Below are 19,593 nucleotides of genomic sequence, written 5' to 3'. Positions count from 1 at the left end.
TCCTTGGGACAGGTGATGGCTGCCGCCGTGCGTTCAATGAATGCGAGCTGTGATGCCGCAAGCGGGCTGGCGCAACATGAGGCGACGCAGGGCCGCCTCCGTGATGCGTTCTGCCTAATTGGTGTTATGGCTTAGCGGGAACAGCAGGTCGATGAAGCGCTCCGCGGTGGGTTGCGGATGATGGTTGGCGAGGCCGACGCGCTCGTTAGCCTCGATGAACACGTACTCCGGCTGGTCTGCCGCAGGCACAAGAAGGTCCAGCCCGACCACCGGAATATCCAGCGCACGGGCTGCGCGGACGGCCGCGTCGATCAGCTCCGGATGCAATTGATCGGTCACGTCATCGAGCGTCCCGCCGGTATGCAGATTAGCGGTACGTCTAACCGCCAGATGCTGGCCGCGCGGCAGAATACTGTCGTAATCGAAGCCGGCATCTTCGATGCAGCGCTGGGTTTCTTCATCCATCGGAATTCGGCTCTCGCCGCTAGTGGCGGCCTGGCGCCGACGGCTTTGGGTTTCGATCAATTGGCGAATGCTGTGATTGCCGTCACCGGCGACTTCAGCCGGGCGACGGATAGCAGCGGCGACGACTTCATAGCCGATCACCACGATGCGCAGATCGAGCCCGGGATGGTAGCTTTCGATCAAGACACGCTGGTCGAACTGCCGTGCGCGGGTAATGGCCTGTTCGACGTCTTCGATGCTACGCAAATCCACCGATACGCCATGGCCCTGTTCGCCATCGACCGGTTTGACCACCACGCTGCCATGCTTCGCAAGAAACGCCTCGTTATCTTCGGCGGGTCCCGCCAGTTGCTGGGCGGGTAGCTTGAGGCCGGCGCGCGCAAGGGTGCGGTGGGTCAGGCATTTATCCTGGCACAGGGTCATGCTTACGGCCGAAGTCAAATCCGACAACGACTCACGGCAGCGCACACGGCGACCGCCTTGGGTAAGCGTGAACAGACCGGCCTCGGCATCGTCGATAGTGATCTCGATGCCGCGTCGCCGAGCCTCGTCGACGATGATTTTGGCGTAGGGATTCAGTTCCGCTTCCGGGCCTGGGCCGAGAAACAGCGACTGGTTGATGGTGTTCTTTCGCTTGACCGTGAACGTTTGTAGATCGCGGAAACCGAGCTTGGCGTAGAGCGCCTTGGCCTGCTTGTTGTCGTGCAGTACCGACAAGTCGAGATAGGCCAGACCACGACCCATGTACTGCTCGATCAAATGGCGGACCAGCGCTTCGCCGACACCGGGGCGGGTACAGCTCGGTGCCACCGCCAGACACCATAAGCTGGAGCCGTTCTCGGGATCGTTGAAAGCCTTGTGATGGTTGACGCCCATGACGCTGCCGATGATCTGTCCCGCGTCGTCATCCTCGGCCAGCCAGTAGACCGGCCCGCCTTCATCGCGTGGTGTGCACAGCTCCGGATTGACCGGTAACATGCCGCGTGACTGGTACAGGCAATTGATCGCTTTCCAGTCCGCCTCGCTCTGCGCTCGGCGAATGCCGAAGCCGCGAAAGCTGCGGTGCGCCGGACGGTAGTCGGTGAACCAGATACGCAAGGTATCGGACGGATCGAGAAATAGCTGTTGCGGTGCATACGCAAGCACTTGGTGAGGGGCGGCGACATAAAGGGCGATATCGCGCTCACCAGCCTGCTCGTCGAGCAGGTCGGCGGCCAGATCGGCTGGATCAGAATAGGTGTGGCCGACCAGAATCCGGCCCCACCCACAATGCAGCGTTACCGGACCTCGGGACTCTTCCTGCCCGTCCTCGGCGAGGCGCGCCTGCAGCCGTTCGTAAGTCGGTGTCTGGCCGCGCAACAATCGCTGTCCGTAAGCTTGGGACTTCTGCATGGTGCTTTCCTTGGGGCTTTTCATGGCGCGGCGGATGGCAGGCGGAATGCCAGCCTGCGCACGGAACCGCGCCATCAGGTTCTTATAGGCCTTGTTCGCTCAACCATAGGTTGACTGCCGCCAACTGCCACAGTTTCGAGCCGCGCAACGGCGTCAGCTGACCCTCTGGATCGTTGAGCAGCTTGTCGAGCATCGCTGGGTTGTACAAACCACGATCCTGGCTCGGGTCTGTCAGCAGTTCGCGTACCCAATTCAGGGTGTCGCCCTGCAAATGTTTGAGCCCCGGCACCGGGAAGTACCCTTTCGGCCGATCGATCACTTCCGCGGGTATTACCTTGCGTGCCGCTTCCTTGAGCACGTACTTGCCACCGTCGGGCAGTTTGTACTTGGCCGGAATGCGCGCAGAGAGCTCAGCCACGTTGTGGTCGAGGAACGGCACCCGCGCTTCCAGGCCCCAGGCCATGGTCATGTTGTCGACGCGCTTGACCGGGTCATCCACCAACATCACCGTGCTATCGATCCGCAGGGCTTTGTCGACCGACGCGTCGGCCCCCGGTTGGGCGAAGTGCTGGCGAACGAAGTCGCCGGAGAAATCACCCTTGGCCCACTGCTGCTGCATGGTCTCGGTGTATTCCTCATAGCTGCGATCGCGGAACGCCGCTAGATAGGCCGCGACCGGATCCTCGGCACCGTCGACCTGCGGATACCAGTGATAGCCGGCGAACAGCTCGTCGGCACCCTGACCGCTCTGCACCACTTTGCAGTGCTTCGAAACTTCGCGGGACAGCAGGTAGAAAGCAATACAGTCATGGCTGACCATCGGCTCGCTCATGGCGCGGAATGCGGCCGGCAACTGCTCGAGAATTTCCTTCTCTTGAATGCGCAGCTGGTGGTGGCGCGTCTGGTAATGCTCGGCGATCAGGTCGGAATATTTGAACTCGTCACCGCGTTCACCCCCGGCATCCTCGAAGCCAATTGAGAAGGTCAGCAGATTATCCGCCGCCCCGGCTTCACGCAGCAGGCCGACCAGCAGGCTGGAATCGACGCCGCCCGATAGCAGCACGCCGACGTCGACCGCTGCCCGCTGACGAAGCGCCACGGACTCGCGCAACGTCGTCAAGGTACGTTCCTGCCAGTCCTCGAAGCTGTACTGCTGTTCTTCTTCTGAAGCGCCGAACTTCAGTGTCCACCAGCGGTGTTGGCTGGCCTTACCATTGGCGTCGACGCGCATGAAGGTGCCCGGCGGCAATTTTTCAATGCCAGCGATCAATGTGTCCGGTGCTGGCACCACGGCATGGAAGCTCATGTAGTGATTGAGCGCCACGGGGTTCAGCACGCCAGCAATATCGCCGCCCTTGAGCAGTGCGGGCAATGTCGAGGCGAAGCGCAGGCGCTCGCCGTTTCGCGACAGATACAGCGGCTTGATACCCAGGCGATCACGCGCAATGAATAGCTCCTGCACGTCGCGCTGCCAGATGACGAAGGCGAACATGCCATTCAGCCGGGGCAGCAGAGCTTCCCCCCAGGCATGAAAACCCTTGAGCAAAACTTCGGTGTCGCCACCTGAGAAGAAGCTGTAGCCCAGCGCCTCGAGCTCGGCGCGCAGTTCGGGGTAGTTGTAGATGGCGCCGTTGAAGACCATCGAAAGGCCCAGCGCCGAATCGATCATTGGTTGGCCGGAGGCCTCGCAAAGATCCATGATTTTCAGCCGCCGATGCCCCATGGCCATTGGGCCGGCGCTATGGAACCCGCTCGCATCGGGACCGCGGGCGGTGAGGTGTTGGGTGATGCGTTCAATCGCCGCTAAATCAGCGGGACGGTTATCGAAACGAAGTTCTCCAGCTATGCCACACATAAGATCCTTACCGGTATTGCCGTTGGGGAGTGTGACTGACGCGCGGATTGCGAAGTTCAGGTTTTCGGACCAGCGTGCGCCGCTCTGGAGCGCTGCTCGCCGGTGCGATCCGCGCCGCGCGGATCGCGTCCTGCGGTGTCAGTCGGGCTTTACACCAAAACAGACAAGCGCGCTCAGGTCAAACCAGATCGCTCCTAGGGTGGGCCGGGCGGCGCTCAGGGTAGGGTGGGCTTCAGTTCGTAGGGTGGGCTTCAGCCCACCAAGCCGCAACGATCAGTCCGGCAAATGACAGCCGGCGTGGTGGGCTAAAGCGGAGCGCCGCCCGGCCCACCCTACAGGTGATGCCGCAGCCAAATAGGGTGAGCCTCAGCCCATCGCACTAGGCCTAGATACGAAACCCTTCGACGATATGCTCGGCCAGGGTTTCGCTCACCTGCGATTGGTTATGTTCGCTGCGTAGCAGGACGATGCTGCTCAGCGGCAGCTCCGGCATTCCCTCGGCTTCGCCCAATTGGCGCATATCCGACGACACCAGGCTTTGCAGTTGCGCGGTCACCGCCAGCCCCGCATTGACCACTGCCATCAGCGCCGACAGGCTCGGGCTCGTATAGGCAACTCGATAAGAAATATCCAGGCCGTCCAGAGCATTGCATGCCCAGGCTCGGCAAAAGCAGGTGGTATTGAACATCGCCAGCGGCATCGGCCGTTGCTCATGGGTATTGAAACCCGGAGCTTCGGCCCAGACGAAGCGCTCACGACGCAGCAATTGGCCGATCTCCGTGCCTGGTTCACGAGTGACGATGGTCAAATCCAGATCGCGGCGTTGGAGCAGTTGGTAGGACGGCTCGCAGTGCACCTCCACTTGTACCAGCGGATAGGCCTGGGCGAAGCGCGAAAGAATCCCGGGCAGAAACCGCATCACGTAGTCGTCCGGCGTGCCAATGCGCACCGAGCCGACCATATGCGGCTCGCGCAGCGTGGTGAGCACTTCGCCGTGCAGCTTGAGAATCCGTCGCGCATATCCGAGCAGTATTTGCCCCTCTGCCGTGAGGCGAACCTGACGACCGTCACGCTCGAACACGGCCCGCTGCAGCACATCTTCTTCCAAACGCTTCATCTGCATACTGATCGCGGACTGCGTGCGATTGACGGCATCGGCCGCGCGGGTGAAACCGCCGTAATCGGCAATGGCAACGAAGCTGCGCAGCAGTTCGGCATCGATACTAGGATAGTTGGCCATTGATCAATCTCCGAGATGTATGCCATCAGAAACATTCGTTGGATTGATCTTAAACTCAGCAGGAAACTGGCGCCATCCAGAAGGAGGTGCATCAGATGAAAAGCCATGCTGAGGTTTTGAAAGTTCGCCACCTGCGTTACGCCGATGGCGTCTCGCTTGCCACACTTTTGCACGCGTCCTGGCAACAGGTACGTCGCTGGCAGGCCCTATATCGCCAGAGGCAGCAGCTTGCCTCGCTGAGTGACGGCATGCTCAAGGATATCGGTCTGAGCCGAGCCGATATCGAAACGGAATCGAACCGCCCGTTCTGGGATGATCCATTGCGCCGCGGCTGATATTTGCCGAGCTGTCGCTGCCCACCCGGACCGCGGTTCGTGGTGGGCAGTAACGTCGGCTCAATTGGTTCGGCGGATGACCTTGCGCAGCAGGAATCGATTCGGGTGGCAGGCCTCGGCGATAGCCCGCGGCAGCGGCAGCGGTTCGCCGTCGAGCCAGGCGGCCAGCAGCTCGCCGGCAAGCGGCGTGGTAATCACACCGCGCGAGCCATGAGCTGTATTGACGTAAAGCCCATCGAGCCAAGGGCAGGGCGTGTCGGGCACTTGACGCGCGTCTTTGCCCAACGCCGCGTAATCCCTGGCAAATTGTGCGGCTTCGGCCAGCGGTCCGACGATCGGTAGATAGTCCGGGCTGGTGCAGCGGAAGGCGACGCGGCCGTGCAGGTCGTCAGTCGGTCGCGTATCGGCTCGCAAGCGTTGATACAGATCAGCCGAAATTTCCTCGAGCATGTCTAAGTTGGAGCGGTGTTCTGCTTCGCTAGGCGCCGGGTCGTTAGTGGCAAAATTAAAGCTCGCGCCAAGCGTATGCAGGCCGTCGCGCGCCGGCGCGACATAGCCCTTGGCGCACACTACGGTGCGCAACGCGGCGCTTTGTTCGGTAGCAGAAAGCCCCGTGATCTGGCCGCGAATGCGTTTGAGTGGCAGCCAGGCGCTTTGACTGAAGCGCGAAGCATCCGCTGCGCCTGCCAGAATCACCACGGGCGCTTCGCCCAGAACCTCGTCGCCATCCAATGCCAGCCAGTTGTCACCATCGCGGCGCAACTCGACGGTCTGTTTGTGCCGAATCAGTTCTATGCCGGGATGCTCAACCATCCACCGGCACAGCGCCGGCGGATGCACCCAGCCGGCGTCGGGGTAGAACAGGCCTCCTTCGGCCAGGGCGACACCAGCCAACTGCTCGGCCTGAGTGCGATCCACCGTATGCAGCAAACTGGGAGGAAAGGCACTGGCTACCTCTTCCTGGCGCGCGGCCTCTTTGTAGTCAAATGCAATTTGCAGTACGCCGCAGGCGTCCCAGTCGCGACCTTGTTGCAGGTTGCTCAGCAGTCGGCGGGTATAACCGAAGCCGCTGATCACCAGTTGCGAAAGCGCCGTGCCGTGCGCCGATAGTTTCAGATAAAGCACGCCCTGGGCATTTCCGGAAGCCTCTTGGGCAACATCGCCGTGCCGCTCCAGCACCGTTACGTGCCAGCCGCGCGCCGCCAGACTCGCGGCACTGGCGCAGCCGGCGAGGCCGGCGCCAATCACTAGAGCCTTGCGCTGCGCCGGCTTGAAGGTGGGACGGGCATACCAAGGCTTGGCAGATTGAATCGGTTCGCCGGCAAATCGTCCTTGCAGACTTTCCCATTTATGGCCGAAGCCGGGGATACGCTTGACGACGAACCCGACCTCCTTAAGCCCGCGGCGCACGTCTCCGGCGCTGCTGAAAGTGGCCAGCGTCGCTGCGAGTGCGGACAGCCGCGCCAGTTGAGCGAATAGCTCCGGTTGCCACATCTCCGGGTTCTTCGCCGGGGCGAAGCCATCTAGGAACCAGGCATCGATTTGCGCGTCCAGGCTGCTAAGACAGTCGAGTGCATCGCCTACGAGTAGCGTCAGCACCACGCGTCCGAAACGAAATTGCTGGAAGCCAGGATTTACCGCGACGTACTGCTTGAGCAACTGCTGTGCCTGGTCTTGCAGTTCGGGCCATAGCGCTAGAGCGCGCTGCAGATCTTCGCGCTTCAGCGGATGCTTTTCGACGCTGACGAAATGCAGTGCGGCGTCTGGCGGCGCGGTACGTTCGAACAGCTGCCAGGCGCAGAGAAAATTCAACCCGGTGCCGAATCCCGTCTCGCCGATGACCAATCGCGCTCCCGCCGCCAGAGCCGTGAAGCGCTCGGAAAGTGCGTTCGGTTGCAGGAAGACGTGATGGGTTTCTGCAATGCCCGAGGTGCGGGAAAAGTACACGTCACCGTACTGACGCGATTGCGGCTGACCGTTCGCGTCCCATTCAAGCTCGGCATGCTGGAAACCGGTGGTGGAGTGGGCGGGCATCGTGCGCATCCGAACGAAAAGTCGCGATTCTAACAGCCGCGCGAAACCTGCCGCGGGCAAGCTTTGTCCATCAGCATGCCTGCTAGGTTTAGCATGGTCGACCGGACCAGCACCAAGATCGCCCCTTGGGCGTTGGTTGAGGCCAACGACAAACGCTTGCGCCCTCAACGATGCGCTGGCGGCTGCCATCGGAGAAAAATGACGGAGCGATGGTTGACCATATCCCCGCTGAATGGTCGTCGCCTTTGGCGAATAGCTGGAACTATGCTCAGGCCATCACCAACAGGCAGATCGCTGAGTAGCGAGCGCGGTGGCGTTGCGGTCTGCCCAACAATTCGAGGTATGCCATGCGTGAAGTAGTGATCGTCGACAGCGTACGGACCGGCCTGGCCAAGTCCTTCCGCGGCAAGTTCAACATGACCCGCCCTGATGACATGGCGGCCCATTGCGTCAACGCGCTGCTGTCGCGCAACGATCTGGATCCCCGGTTGGTCGAGGATTGCATCGTCGGGGCCGGCTCCAACGAAGGTGCGCAGGGTTACAACATCGGCCGCAACGTGGCGGTGCTGTCGAATCTCGGTATTCAGTGCGCGGGCATGACGCTCAATCGCTTCTGCTCGTCCGGCCTGCAAGCGATCGCTATTGCGGCGAATCAGATCGCCTCCGGCTGCAGTGATGTCATCGTCGCCGGTGGGGTTGAATCCATCACCCTGACGGCCAAGAGCAAGAACACAGACAATCTGTTCAATCCTGTTTTGCAAGAGCGGGTACCAGGCCTATATCACAGCATGGGCCAGACCGCCGAAATGGTCGCGCGTCGCTACAACGTGACCCGCGAGCAGCAGGACATCTACTCGCTGCAGAGCCAGCAGCGCACCGCGCGCGCGCAGGCCGAAGGGCTGTTCCAGGACGAAATTGTGCCGATGAACGTCCGTTACTTCACCGAAGACAAGGCCACCGGCGAGCGCACCGAGCACGAGGGCGTGGTCGACCGTGACGATTGCAACCGTCCCGACACAACTCTGGAAAGCCTTTCGGGCCTCAAGCCGGTGTTTGCTGACGACGGTTCGGTGACCGCTGGCAACGCCTCGCAACTTTCCGACGGCGCCTCCATGACGCTGGTGATGAGCCTGGACAAGGCCATCGAACTGGGCCTCAAGCCGCGCGCCTTCTTCCGTGGCTTCACCGTGGCCGGTTGCGAGCCGGAAGAAATGGGCATCGGCCCGGTGTTCTCGGTGCCGCGTCTGCTCAAGGCCAAGGGATTACAGGTCAGCGACATCGACCTGTGGGAACTCAACGAGGCCTTCGCCTCGCAGTGTCTTTATTGCCGCGACACGCTGGAAATCGACAACGAGAAATTCAATGTCAACGGCGGTTCGATTTCCATCGGCCACCCGTTCGGCATGACCGGCTCGCGCACCGCCGGCCACCTCATCCGTGAGTTGCAGCGCCGCAATCTGCGTTACGGCGTGGTGACCATGTGCGTTGGCGGCGGCATGGGCGCCTCGGGGTTGTTTGAGGCGGTGCGTTGAAGGCAGCGGGAAGTCGCAAGATGCAAGCTTCAAGTGGATGTGCGTAGTTGAGCCGTCGTTCGTGCTGGACGGTGGCGTATTGGTGGGCTGAAGCCCACCCTACAAAACTACGGCGCCGTAAGGTGGGCCGGGCGGCGTTCCGCTTCAGCCCACCGTCTACTTAGCTGCGGCTGGATTCCAGCATGGTTTCCGGCCGCACCCACTGGTCGAACTCTTCATCGGTGAGGTAGCCAAGCTCCAGCGCCGCTTCACGCAAGGTACGGTTTTCGGCGTAGGCCTTCTTGGCAATCTCCGCAGCTTTGTCATAACCGATATGCGGATTCAGCGCGGTCACCAGCATCAACCCACGTTCCAGATGCTCGGCCATGCGCGCGGCGTCCGGCTCCATGCCGACGATGCAGTGCGTATTGAAATTACGGCAGCCATCGGCCAGCAGCCGGATCGATTGCAGCATGTTGTGCACGATCACCGGTTTGAATACGTTGAGCTGCAGATGCCCCTGACTGGCGGCGAAACCGATCGTCACGTCGTTACCCATCACCTGGCAGGCTAGCATCGACAGCGCCTCGCATTGGGTCGGATTGACCTTGCCCGGCATGATCGAACTGCCTGGCTCATTGGCCGGTAGCCGTACTTCGGCGAAGCCGCCACGTGGCCCCGAGCCCAGCAGACGCAGGTCGTTGGCAATTTTCATCAGCGCCGTGGCCAGGGTTTTCAGTGCGCCGGAGAGGGCGACCAGCGGTTCATGCCCTGACAGCGCCGCGAATTTGTTTGGCGCGGAGACGAAGGGCAGGCCGGACAGTGCGGCGAGCTCGGCGGCAATCGCTTCGGCAAAGCCGTGCGGCGCGTTGAGGCCGGTACCGACCGCGGTGCCGCCCTGCGCCAGTTCAAAGACCGCGGGCAGGGCATGACGGATCGCCTGTTCGGCGATGTCGAGTTGTGCGACGAATGCTGATAGCTCCTGGCCGAAGGTCACTGGCGTGGCGTCCATCATGTGCGTCCGCCCGGTTTTGACCAGTTGCCCGTGCCGCGCGGCTTGCTCGGCGACACCACCGGACAGCTCGGCAATCGCCGGCAGCAGGTCGTCGTGGATCGCTCGCGCGATGGCAATGTGCATGGCTGTTGGAAAGCAGTCGTTGGAACTCTGCGCGCGGTTGACGTGATCGTTGGGGTGCACCGGGTTCTTGCCGCCGCGAGTGCCACCGGCCAGCTCGTTGGCCCGCCCTGCAATCACTTCGTTGACGTTCATGTTGCTCTGGGTGCCGCTGCCGGTCTGCCAGACCACCAGCGGAAACTGGTCGTCATGTTGGCCATGAAGGATCTCGTCGGCGGCTTGTTCGATTAGACGGGCAATGTCTGGAGGCAGATCGCCGATGCGGTCGTTGACCCGGGCGGCGGCTTTCTTGATCAGCGCCAGCGCGTGGCAAACGGCGAGCGGCATGCGTTGATCGCCAATGGCGAAGTTGCTCAGCGAGCGTTGGGTCTGCGCGCCCCAGTAGGCCTGCTCTGGTACTTCCACTGGGCCCAGGCTATCGGTTTCGGTACGTGTCATGCCGTGCTCCATCGATGAGGTCTCCCTGTTAGGTCGCCGGCTGACGATACTGGTTCAATCTGCCGGCCTGCTGTTCCTTGAGCGATTGGAACTCCGCGCGCAGAATGTGTCCATTGAGGCTCACCTATCATTCGACAAGGATTATCCAATGCACACTCTCGGGATAAATGGGCTTCGCACATTCGGGCTTTGTGGTGCCTTGTCGATAGCTCTGCTCAGTGGTCAGGCCAGCGCCGACAGCGCCAGCCATGCGACCCAGGCTGAACGCTTCCTTGAATTGGTCAACGCTGACCGCCTGGCCGTGCCGGTGTATGCCCAGGTGCAGCAAATGTTTGCCGAGCGCTTCGCGCAGACCCAGGCTCCGGAGAGCAAGCGGGCGCTGCTGGAAAGCTATCAGTCCAAGGCGGATGCCGCGCTCGACAAGGCGATCGGCTGGGAAAAGGTCAAGCCTGACCTGGTCGCGCTATACATCGAGGAATTCACCGAGCAGGAGCTCGGTCAATTGAATGAGTTCTACGAGTCTGAATTAGGCAAGAAGATGCTCACAAAGCTGCCGAAACTCAACGCCCGCTCGGCGCAGGTGACCCAGGCCAAGCTGGAAAGCGCTGTGCCGCAGGTGAACAACTTACTGGCCGACATGACGGCTGAACTCGACACTCAGAAGAAGCCCTGACGGAGTCTGCTAGGCATGACCAAACTATTCGCGATTGAAACCGCGCTGCAGGCCGCCCTGCAACCTGTGCATCTGCAAGTGCTGGATGAAAGCCATATGCACAGCCGCGGGCAGGAAACTCACTACAAGGCCGTCGTCGTCAGCGAGCAGTTCGCTGGACTGAATGCGGTCAAGCGCCACCAGAAGGTATATGCCGCGATGGGCGAGCTGATGCAGCAGGTGCATGCCCTCGCGGTGCATACCTATACGCCGGAGGAATGGGTTCAGAAGGGCAGCGCGCCGGCCTCGCCAGTGTGCGCCGGCGGGCACAAGTAACCACCGCCCGATGGCTTGAAGCCTGCCGCTGGTTTATTGATAGAATGCGCGCCGCGCCGGCTCACGCCGGCGTTGTCGTTTTCGCATTCCCGGTCCGCCCTTTACGTGGGCGACCACTGGAGGAAGTACCGCATGACCCAGAACATCGTCGTCGCGGCGCTGTACAAATTCGTCTCCCTGCCGGACTACGTCGCCCTGCGTGAGCCCCTGCTCGAAACTCTCAATGCCAATGGCATCAAAGGCACGTTGCTACTTGCCGAAGAAGGCATCAACGGCACGGTATCCAGCAGCCGCGAAGGCATTGATGCGCTGCTCGCCTGGTTCGGGACTGACGCGCGGCTGGCCGACATCGACCATAAGGAGTCGTATTGTGAGGAGCAGCCGTTCTACCGCACCAAGGTCAAGCTGAAGAAGGAAATCGTCACGCTCGGCGTACCGGGCGTCGATCCTAATCAGCGCGTCGGCACCTATGTCGAGCCGCGTGACTGGAACGCGCTGATCGACGATCCGGAAGTGCTGCTGATCGACACCCGCAACGATTACGAAGTGTCCATCGGCACTTTCGACGGTGCGATCGACCCGCAAACCAAGTCGTTCCGCGAGTTTCCCGAGTACATCAAAGCGCACTACGATCCGGCCAAGCACAAAAAAGTCGCGATGTTCTGCACCGGCGGCATCCGCTGCGAAAAGGCTTCGAGCTACATGCTCGGCGAAGGGTTCGAGGAGGTTTATCACCTCAAAGGCGGCATTCTCAAATACCTCGAAGAAGTCCCGCAGGAAGATACTCGCTGGCGCGGTGACTGCTTCGTCTTCGACAACCGCGTGACCGTGCGCCACGACCTCAGTAAAGGCGATTTCGACCAGTGTCATGCCTGCCGTACGCCGATCTCGCTGGAGGATCGGCAGTCGGAGCACTACGCTCCAGGTATCAGCTGCCCGCATTGCTGGAACACCCTTAGCGAGAAGACCCGCACCAGCGCGCGTGAACGGCAAAAGCAGATCGAATTGGCGCTCAAGCGCAATCAGCCGCACCCGATCGGTCACAACTACCGCAAGCAGGGCGCGTAGCAGCACCTGCATTGCTGAATTACGGTGCGCAACGTGCGCTCCACCCGATAGAACCGGAGCCTCGATGAGCACTCGACTGATCTACGTGATGGACCCGATGTGCTCCTGGTGCTGGGGCTTCGCTCCGGTGGTGCAATCGCTGGTCGCTCAGGCACAGGAGCAGGGAGTCGGCGCTGACCTGGTAGTCGGCGGCCTGCGCCAGGAGCGAACCGCGATGGATCAGGCCGGCCGGGAGCGCACCGCATCGTACTGGCGCGCGGTGCATGAGGCGAGTGGTCAGCCATTCAACTTCGATGGCGGGCTGCCGGAGGGCCTGGTCTACGACACCGAGCCTGCCTGCCGGGCGCTCGTAGCCGCACGCAGTCTCGATGCGAAATTGGCCTGGACATTGGCCGGGCTGATCCAGCACGCGTTTTATGTCGAAAGCCGCAACGTCACGCTGCCGCCGGAACTGGTCGACTTGGCGGAGGCGGCGGGCATCCCGCGTATCGAATTCTCCGACCGTTTCGATTCTCAACCGGTGCGCGACACCACCGCAGCCGATTTCAACTGGGCGCGCAATCTCGGCATCGCTGGCTTCCCCACCTTGCTCGCCGAGCACAACGGTCAGCTGGCGCTGTTGACCAACGGCTTTCAGCCGCTCGACGTGCTGTCGCCCTTGCTGGCACGCTGGTTGGACCACAACGCCCATGCCTGATCAGCTCAGCTGGGCGGAGATCCGCCGTCTTGCGCTGCATCATCGCAAGGCGCTGATCCTCGCCAATCTGGTCGCCGTATTAGCAACGCTGTGCAGCGTGCCGATTCCCTTGCTGTTGCCGCTGCTGGTCGACGAGGTATTGTTGGGGCAGGGCGATACGGCGCTGCAGATCATGGACAGATTTCTGCCGACGGGCTGGCAGACGGCAATTGGCTATATCGGGCTGATGCTCTGCGCAACGCTGCTCCTGCGGGCTTCGGCGTTGATTTTCAACGTCCTGCAGGCGCGCTTGTTCGCTCGGCTGTCGAAGGATCTGGTCTATCGCATCCGTATAAGGCTGATCGAGCGGCTCAAGCGTATCGCCCTCAGCGAATATGAAAGCCTCGGCGGCGGTACGGTCGCCGCGCACCTGGTCACCGATCTGGAAACCATCGATAAATTCATCGGCGAGACGCTTAGTCGTTTCTTGGTGGCGCTGCTTTCAATCGCCGGCACGGCGGCGATTCTGCTCTGGATGCACTGGCAGCTGGCGCTGCTGATCCTGTTGTTCAACCCGCTGGTGATCTACGCCACGGTGCAGCTGGGCAAACGCGTCAAGCATCTGAAGAAGTTGGAAAATGACAGCACTTCGCTGTTTACCCAGGCGCTGACCGAGACCCTGGATGCGATCCAGGAAGTGCGTGCCGGCAATCGCCAAGGGTTCTTTCTGGGGCGCCTCGGCCTGCGCGCCCGCGAGGTACGTGACTATGCCGTGGCCTCGCAGTGGAAGACCGATGCCTCCAACCGCGCCAGTGGACTGCTGTTTCAGTTCGGCATCGATATTTTCCGGGCGGCGGCAATGCTCACGGTGCTGTTATCCGATCTGTCGATCGGCCAGATGCTGGCGGTGTTCAGCTACCTGTGGTTCATGATCGGGCCGGTGGAGCAGCTGCTGAATCTACAGTACGCCTTCTATGCTGCCGGCGGCGCGCTCAGCCGCATCAATCAGTTGCTGGCGCGTGCCGACGAGCCGCAGTACGCCGGCGGGCAGGACCCGTTCGTGGGGCGGGAGACGGTAGATATCGACGTTCGCGGACTGCGATTCTCCTATCAGGATGAACCCGTGTTGGAAGGCCTGGATCTGTCGATCGCGGCGGGTGAAAAAGTTGCCATCGTTGGCGCCAGCGGTGGCGGCAAGAGTACGTTGATCCAGTTGCTGCTGGGCCTGTACCAACCGCAGGCGGGGCAGATTCGCTTTGCAGGGATCGATGTGCAGGATATCGGTTTGGGCACGGTTCGCGACAATGTCGCGGTGGTGCTGCAACACCCCGCATTGTTCAACGACACGGTGCGCGCCAACCTGTTGATGGGGCGGGAGCGGGACGATAAAGCCTGCTGGCAGGCGTTGGAGATCGCCCAGTTGGCCGACACGATTCGGCAATTGCCGGCCGGGCTGGACAGTATCGTCGGACGTTCGGGAGTGCGCCTGTCGGGCGGCCAGCGACAACGCTTGGCGGTTGCGCGGATGGTATTGGCCGAGCCCAAGGTAGTAATTCTCGACGAGGCAACATCCGCCCTGGATGCCGCCACCGAATATGCCCTGCATCAGGGTTTGAACCGTTTCCTTCAGGGCCGCACGACCTTGATCATCGCCCACCGTCTGTCTGCGGTTAAGCAGGCCGATCGGGTATTGGTATTCGACGATGGACGCATCGCCGAACAAGGTGATCATCAGCAGCTGATTGCCGACGGCGGGCTCTACGCCAAGCTTTACGGGCATTTACAGCAATATTGACGCGGCCTTTTTCGCTCTTGATGTGCGCCCCCTCCAACTCTGTAGATTGATCGCTGGCGAACGGCCATCATGCCCTGTTTAATTTGTTCCGCTTTTCGCACTCAACTTTGGTCGCGACCTGCCGACTCCATAAGCGTGCTTACTTTTTTCTAGGAATTCTCTGATGCAGTCCGTCGATATATTCGCCAACCTTTCCGTGGGCAAGAAGCTGCTGCTCGGCTTTGCCATGGTGCTGTTGCTGACCCTGGGAGTCGCCGGAACCGGCTTCTACGCCGTGGATTCGATCGTGAGCCGCTCGTATCAGACGAACCAGCTGTCCAGTATCAACGCCGAGATCCTCAGGGCGCGCGGTCAGGAACGCGATTACGCCCTGACCCGTAGCGAAGACTCTGCAACGGCGTTGCGCGATACGCTCGACAAGCTCAATAAGAAACTGGACGAGCTCGCTGACAATTCTTCCGCCGAGGAGCAGGAGCTCCTGCAGCAGATCCGCAGTGATGCGGCCGTATATGCCGGAGAGTTCACCGAATATGGCCTGCTGATCGGCAGAGGTGCGGAATTGCGTAAGCGCATGGCCGATGCGGCGCAGGCCAGTCGCGAGGAATTTGAATACATCGAATTGGATATGTACGACGCGGTGCGGGTATTGCGGCTGGAAGGTGACCATCTCAAGGGCAGTGATCCGCTGACGATCGCCGAAGCCGCGTCTGGTCTGACCAAGCGCATTCTCGATCTGCGCACGTTCGAAAATATTTTCCTCGGCGACAACACCCAGGCGGCGGTAGACAGCTGGAACGAGGTCTACGGTGACGTGACCACCATCGGCAATAGCTTGAAAACCTGGCTCAACGACGAGCAGAAGACCACGATGGACGGCGCTCTATCTGCTCTTGCCAACTATGAGAAGGCGTTCGCCGAGTTTCGCCACAACCGGACTGAACGGATCACATCGGAACAGACCATGATCGGCCAGGCACAACGTATCCTCGATACCGCCAACCAAGCCTTGGCCGATGCCAACGAGGCGACCGAAAGCCAGCGCAGCAATGCGTACTTGTTGCTCGCAGCCATCACTGCCCTGGCTATCATCGTTGGCCTAGCGGCGGCCACCATGATCTCCCGCATGATCGTCGTTCCCCTGCGCTACACCGTGCAACTGGCGCAGCGGGTTGCCGAAGGCGATCTGACTCAGTCGCAAAAGACCACCCGGCGTGATGAACTGGGGCAGTTACAACAAGCCATGGGCGACATGACCCAGAGCCTGCGTACCTTGATTGGCCGTATCGGTGGCGGCGTCGGGCAAATCGCCACGGCGGCCGAGCAGCTGTCGGCGGTCACCGCGCAGACTAGCGCTGGGGTGCAAAAGCAGCGTGAGGAGACCGACCAGGTCGCCACCGCTATGCATGAAATGGCCGCAACGGTGCAGGAAGTCGCGCAGAACGCCGAGCAGGCATCGCTCGCGGCCCGACAGGCTGACCAACAGGCCCGTCAAGGTGACTTGGTCGTCAAGGAAGCCATCGGCCAGATCGACAGCCTGTCCGGCGAAGTGGAACAGTCGGCCCATGCCATCGAAGAGTTGAACACCGAGAGCGGCCGCATCGGCAGCGTTCTCGAAGTGATTCGTGCGGTTGCCGAGCAGACCAACCTGCTAGCGCTCAACGCTGCGATCGAAGCTGCCCGCGCCGGCGAACAAGGCCGCGGCTTTGCCGTGGTGGCTGACGAGGTCCGCGCACTGGCTCGCCGTACTCATGATTCCACCGAAGAAATCGAAGGGTTGATCAGCAATCTGCAGCGGGTTGCACAGAAAGCCGTCGAGCAGATGCAGACCAGCCGCGATCTGACCCAGCGCACGGTCGATCTGGCTAGCGAAGCGGGTGCCGCGCTTGGCCGCATCACCGATTCGGTGTCCACCATTGAGCAGATGAACCAGCAGATCGCGGCAGCTGCGGAAGAGCAGAGTGCAGTGGCGGAAAATATTTCCGAGAGCGTGACGCGCGTGCGTGACATCGGCGAACAAAGCGCCAGCGGCAGCGAGCAGACCGCGGGTGCGAGTGCTGAGCTTGCACGACTCGGCGTCGAGTTGCAGGGACTGGTCGCCCGTTTCCGCACCTGATTCGCTGCGTGCAACCAAAAGCCCTGGCCCGCGCCGGGGCTTTTGCGTTTCAAAGGCTGAACTCCCTCGGACCGGGCCAATCTAGAACAGGAATGCGGCTGTCGCCGTGCGCCCGGGAGTTCTTCCATTGCAATCGTTGATCGCAACCTCTTTCGCCGAGGCGGGGGAGGGTCATTCATGAAAACTACGGCATTCGTTGCCGGCGAATCTCGTCTTCGGCAGGCAATCACAGGTCCCGCACTGTTTCTCTTCATTCTCGGCGATGTGTTGGGCGCTGGTGTCTACGCCCTGGTGGGCAAGATGGCCGGTGAGGCGGGTGGCGCAGTCTGGGTACCGCTGCTGATCGCCCTGGGTTTCGCCATGCTTACCGCAGCGTCTTACGCGGAGCTGGTAACCAAGTATCCCAAGGCGGGCGGTGCGGCCGTGTTTGCCGAGCGGGCATTCGGCATGCCGCTGGTGTCTTTTCTGGTCGGCTTCTGCATGCTTGCAGCGGGGGTCACCAGCGCGGCCGGATTGTCGCTGGCATTCGCCGGCGACTATCTCGGTGCGTTCCTCGACACACCGGCGGTGCCGACGGCATTGGTGTTTCTGGCAGTGATTGCTCTGCTCAACGCACGAGGCATCAAGGAATCGCTGGGTGCCAATGGGGTGATGACCGTGATCGAAGTGTCCGGTCTGTTGCTGGTGGTGTTGCTGGCTGCATGGTTCGTCATGGATGGCAACGGTGAACCGTCGCGAGTTGTGCAATTCACGCCGGGTGTTTCTCCGGCAGTCGCGGTGCTCGGTGCGGCATTGATCGCCTTCTATTCATTCGTTGGCTTCGAGGTATCGGCCAATGTGGCCGAGGAGGTCAAGAATGTCCGGCGCAACTATCCGCGCGCGCTGTTCGGCGCTTTGCTGGTGGCGGGGCTGGTTTACATGGGCGTGGGAGTCGCCGCTACAGCGGTGCTATCACCGGAGGTGTTGGCTCAATCCTCGGCACCGCTGCTGGATGTCGTTCGCGCAACTGGTTACGCAGTACCGGACTGGTTGTTTGCTGCCGTGGCGCTGGTTGCCGTGGCCAACGGCGCACTTCTCACCATGATCATGTCCAGCCGTCTTGCCTACGGCATGGCAGACGAGGGCCTGTTGCCCACGTCCCTGACGCGGGTCTTGCCGGAGCGGCGTACCCCTTGGATGGCGATCCTGATCACCACGTTGCTGGCGATGATTCTCACCGTCACGGGGACCTTGACCGCGCTCGCCGAAACTGTGGTTCTCCTACTGCTGTTCGTGTTCATGAGCACTAACGTCGCGGTGTTGGTGCTGCGCAAGGATCGGGTCGCCGAACCGCACTTTCGTACGCCGACTTTTCTGCCGGTTCTGGCGATCGGGTCCTGCCTGTTGCTGCTCTCCCAGCAGAGCGGCGGCACCTGGCTGCGTGCCGGTTTGCTGATGGCACTGGGCGCCGTTCTATACGCGCTAGGCCGCTGGCAGAAGCGCCGACGGTCTAGCGCGCGTTGAGATCTGCCGCCCACTCGGCGAGCGGCAGGTCGGGTTGTTGTTGCCAGATGCGTCGCCAGATGAGCTTCAAGCGGCTCATGTCGCCGCGTTCGGCGGGCAACCGCTCGACATACGGAATCAGCCGCCAGTTCTCCCCATCGCGCTCGGCAAGGGCAAAACGAAAGGGGTGGAAGCCGGTCATGCCAAGTCGCAGATCCGTAACCAAAATCTGATCGTCGACTTCGTCGTAGCGCAGTACATCGCCGGTGAACCACTGCAGACGGGCATGCTGCGGTGAGTCAGCGATAATGGAGGCGAGTCGCTCGCCACGCGGGATGCGCACCAGCTGCGGTGGCGTATCATCGAACCAGCTCACCAACGCTTCGTAGTAGACGTCGCCGTCCACCAGAATCACTCGCCACAGAAAACTGTTGAAGGGCGTCGGTGTGCTGAAGATGCGGGCGTGCTCAATACCGCTGTGGGCCATAGCGTCTTCCACCCGTTTCTCGGCCATCTGCTTACCTGTCAGGGTGAAGCCCAGGTATAGCGACGACACCACCAGCGCGACGGAGGGCCAGCGGACGTTGCGTCCCTGCAGGCCGAAGATTGCACCCGCCAATACCGCCAGCAGCAGCGGCACGCTGTACAACGGGTCGATGATGAATACGCTGGACCAAGCCACTGGCGGCGTCGTCAGCGGCCAGAACAATTGAGTGCCGTAACTGGTGAAGGCGTCCAGCACGACGTGCGTCACCAGCACCAGCCAGATCGTGAGAAACAGGCGCATGCCGGTGTAATTCGGATCCGGGCGTATTCGCCTGGCCAGCCATGCCAGCGCAACGGCAAGCACGCTGAGAACGAATAACGAGTGACTGAAGCCCCGGTGATAAGTCATGTCGGCGACCGCATCGCCGTAATCGATCACGACGTCGAGGTCGGGGAGGGTGCCGAGCACCGCGCCATAAAGCAGCGCCTTGCGGCCTTGCCAGCGGCCAAGCAGCGAGGCTTGAACGGTGGCGCCGAGTAGGGCCTGGGTTATCGAGTCCATGCAGGAATCCGCCTGTTG

Annotated in this window: 15 protein-coding genes; 9 read left to right on the top strand and 6 right to left on the bottom strand. The window is 61.4% G+C overall.

Annotation, left to right across the window (positions count from 1 at the left end; genetic code table 11):
• Positions 1-114: 114 nt before the first annotated feature.
• The 3 genes from ngg to NAV33_RS07730 form a co-directional block, all read right to left on the bottom strand.
• On the bottom strand, positions 115-1,857 hold the full coding sequence (gene ngg, locus NAV33_RS07740) for an N-acetylglutaminylglutamine synthetase (protein ID WP_255978598.1): 1,743 nt from the start codon (positions 1,855-1,857) through the stop codon (positions 115-117).
• 82 nt (positions 1,858-1,939) lie between these two features.
• The gene (locus NAV33_RS07735; protein WP_255978596.1) at positions 1,940-3,712 is read right to left on the bottom strand and encodes an N-acetylglutaminylglutamine amidotransferase; all 1,773 of its coding nucleotides are present in this window, start codon (positions 3,710-3,712) and stop codon (positions 1,940-1,942) included.
• Positions 3,713-4,097: 385 nt separating this feature from the next.
• The gene (locus NAV33_RS07730) at positions 4,098-4,952 is read right to left on the bottom strand and encodes a LysR substrate-binding domain-containing protein (protein ID WP_255978594.1); all 855 of its coding nucleotides are present in this window, start codon (positions 4,950-4,952) and stop codon (positions 4,098-4,100) included.
• A gap of 95 nt (positions 4,953-5,047) precedes the next feature.
• On the opposite strand from NAV33_RS07730, the gene NAV33_RS07725 reads away from it, so the two are divergent.
• Positions 5,048-5,287 carry a DUF1127 domain-containing protein gene (locus NAV33_RS07725; protein WP_255978591.1) on the top strand — a complete coding sequence of 80 codons (240 nt, stop codon included), beginning with the start codon at positions 5,048-5,050 and terminating at the stop codon, positions 5,285-5,287.
• Positions 5,288-5,347: 60 nt separating this feature from the next.
• Here NAV33_RS07725 and mnmC read toward each other — a convergent pair whose 3' ends face one another.
• Positions 5,348-7,321: a bifunctional tRNA (5-methylaminomethyl-2-thiouridine)(34)-methyltransferase MnmD/FAD-dependent 5-carboxymethylaminomethyl-2-thiouridine(34) oxidoreductase MnmC gene (mnmC, locus tag NAV33_RS07720; protein ID WP_255978588.1), complete on the bottom strand. Its 1,974-nt coding sequence runs from the start codon at positions 7,319-7,321 to the stop codon at positions 5,348-5,350.
• Between the two features lie 347 nt (positions 7,322-7,668).
• On the opposite strand from mnmC, the gene NAV33_RS07715 reads away from it, so the two are divergent.
• A complete protein-coding gene (locus NAV33_RS07715; protein WP_255978585.1) occupies positions 7,669-8,853 on the top strand; it encodes a thiolase family protein in 1,185 nt (394 codons plus the stop codon).
• Between the two features lie 160 nt (positions 8,854-9,013).
• On the opposite strand, the gene NAV33_RS07710 is transcribed toward NAV33_RS07715, so the two are convergent.
• The gene (locus tag NAV33_RS07710; protein WP_255978582.1) at positions 9,014-10,405 is read right to left on the bottom strand and encodes a class II fumarate hydratase; all 1,392 of its coding nucleotides are present in this window, start codon (positions 10,403-10,405) and stop codon (positions 9,014-9,016) included.
• Positions 10,406-10,568: 163 nt separating this feature from the next.
• Between NAV33_RS07710 and NAV33_RS07705 the strand changes: the two genes are divergently transcribed.
• The 7 genes from NAV33_RS07705 to NAV33_RS07675 all read left to right on the top strand — a co-directional run bounded on the left by NAV33_RS07705 (position 10,569) and on the right by NAV33_RS07675 (position 18,548).
• Positions 10,569-11,078, top strand: coding sequence for a DUF2059 domain-containing protein (locus tag NAV33_RS07705; RefSeq protein WP_255979296.1), 510 nt, complete (start codon positions 10,569-10,571; stop codon positions 11,076-11,078).
• A gap of 15 nt (positions 11,079-11,093) precedes the next feature.
• The gene (locus NAV33_RS07700) at positions 11,094-11,393 is read left to right on the top strand and encodes a BolA family protein (protein ID WP_255978579.1); all 300 of its coding nucleotides are present in this window, start codon (positions 11,094-11,096) and stop codon (positions 11,391-11,393) included.
• Positions 11,394-11,525: 132 nt separating this feature from the next.
• On the top strand, positions 11,526-12,461 hold the full coding sequence (locus tag NAV33_RS07695; RefSeq protein WP_255978577.1) for a rhodanese-related sulfurtransferase: 936 nt from the start codon (positions 11,526-11,528) through the stop codon (positions 12,459-12,461).
• 64 nt (positions 12,462-12,525) lie between these two features.
• Complete coding sequence (locus NAV33_RS07690; RefSeq protein ID WP_255978576.1) at positions 12,526-13,158, top strand: DsbA family protein; 633 nt, start codon at positions 12,526-12,528, stop codon at positions 13,156-13,158.
• Complete coding sequence (locus tag NAV33_RS07685) at positions 13,151-14,932, top strand: ABC transporter ATP-binding protein (RefSeq protein ID WP_255978574.1); 1,782 nt, start codon at positions 13,151-13,153, stop codon at positions 14,930-14,932. The genes NAV33_RS07690 and NAV33_RS07685 overlap by 8 nt, the downstream gene beginning before the upstream one ends.
• 163 nt (positions 14,933-15,095) lie before the next feature.
• On the top strand, positions 15,096-17,045 hold the full coding sequence (locus NAV33_RS07680) for a HAMP domain-containing methyl-accepting chemotaxis protein (protein WP_255978572.1): 1,950 nt from the start codon (positions 15,096-15,098) through the stop codon (positions 17,043-17,045).
• 177 nt (positions 17,046-17,222) lie between these two features.
• Positions 17,223-18,548 (top strand): APC family permease, encoded by a 1,326-nt coding sequence (locus NAV33_RS07675; RefSeq protein ID WP_255978570.1) that lies wholly within the window; start codon positions 17,223-17,225, stop codon positions 18,546-18,548.
• Here the strand turns inward: NAV33_RS07675 and NAV33_RS07670 are convergent.
• Complete coding sequence (locus NAV33_RS07670) at positions 18,535-19,575, bottom strand: metal-dependent hydrolase (protein WP_255978569.1); 1,041 nt, start codon at positions 19,573-19,575, stop codon at positions 18,535-18,537. The genes NAV33_RS07675 and NAV33_RS07670 overlap by 14 nt on opposite strands.
• Positions 19,576-19,593: the final 18 nt, after the last annotated feature.

It is taken from the genome of Stutzerimonas stutzeri (assembly GCF_024448715.1).
GTDB lineage: Bacteria > Pseudomonadota > Gammaproteobacteria > Pseudomonadales > Pseudomonadaceae > Stutzerimonas > Stutzerimonas stutzeri_AR.
The sequence above is the reverse complement of the archived record's forward strand: the minus strand, read 5'-3'. Positions and strand labels throughout refer to the sequence as shown.

Bases quoted from the DNA above. Each gene is read 5' to 3' on its own strand.
- ngg (WP_255978598.1), bottom strand. From the start codon at position 1,857: ATGCAGAAGTCCCAAGCTTACGGACAGCGATTGTTGCGCGGCCAGACA.
- NAV33_RS07735 (WP_255978596.1), bottom strand. From the start codon at position 3,712: ATGTGTGGCATAGCTGGAGAACTTCGTTTCGATAACCGTCCCGCTGAT.
- NAV33_RS07730 (WP_255978594.1), bottom strand. From the start codon at position 4,952: ATGGCCAACTATCCTAGTATCGATGCCGAACTGCTGCGCAGCTTCGTT.
- NAV33_RS07725 (WP_255978591.1), top strand. From the start codon at position 5,048: ATGAAAAGCCATGCTGAGGTTTTGAAAGTTCGCCACCTGCGTTACGCC.
- mnmC (WP_255978588.1), bottom strand. From the start codon at position 7,321: ATGCCCGCCCACTCCACCACCGGTTTCCAGCATGCCGAGCTTGAATGG.
- NAV33_RS07715 (WP_255978585.1), top strand. From the start codon at position 7,669: ATGCGTGAAGTAGTGATCGTCGACAGCGTACGGACCGGCCTGGCCAAG.
- NAV33_RS07710 (WP_255978582.1), bottom strand. From the start codon at position 10,405: ATGACACGTACCGAAACCGATAGCCTGGGCCCAGTGGAAGTACCAGAG.
- NAV33_RS07700 (WP_255978579.1), top strand. From the start codon at position 11,094: ATGACCAAACTATTCGCGATTGAAACCGCGCTGCAGGCCGCCCTGCAA.
- NAV33_RS07695 (WP_255978577.1), top strand. From the start codon at position 11,526: ATGACCCAGAACATCGTCGTCGCGGCGCTGTACAAATTCGTCTCCCTG.
- NAV33_RS07690 (WP_255978576.1), top strand. From the start codon at position 12,526: ATGAGCACTCGACTGATCTACGTGATGGACCCGATGTGCTCCTGGTGC.
- NAV33_RS07685 (WP_255978574.1), top strand. From the start codon at position 13,151: ATGCCTGATCAGCTCAGCTGGGCGGAGATCCGCCGTCTTGCGCTGCAT.
- NAV33_RS07680 (WP_255978572.1), top strand. From the start codon at position 15,096: ATGCAGTCCGTCGATATATTCGCCAACCTTTCCGTGGGCAAGAAGCTG.
- NAV33_RS07675 (WP_255978570.1), top strand. From the start codon at position 17,223: ATGAAAACTACGGCATTCGTTGCCGGCGAATCTCGTCTTCGGCAGGCA.
- NAV33_RS07670 (WP_255978569.1), bottom strand. From the start codon at position 19,575: ATGGACTCGATAACCCAGGCCCTACTCGGCGCCACCGTTCAAGCCTCG.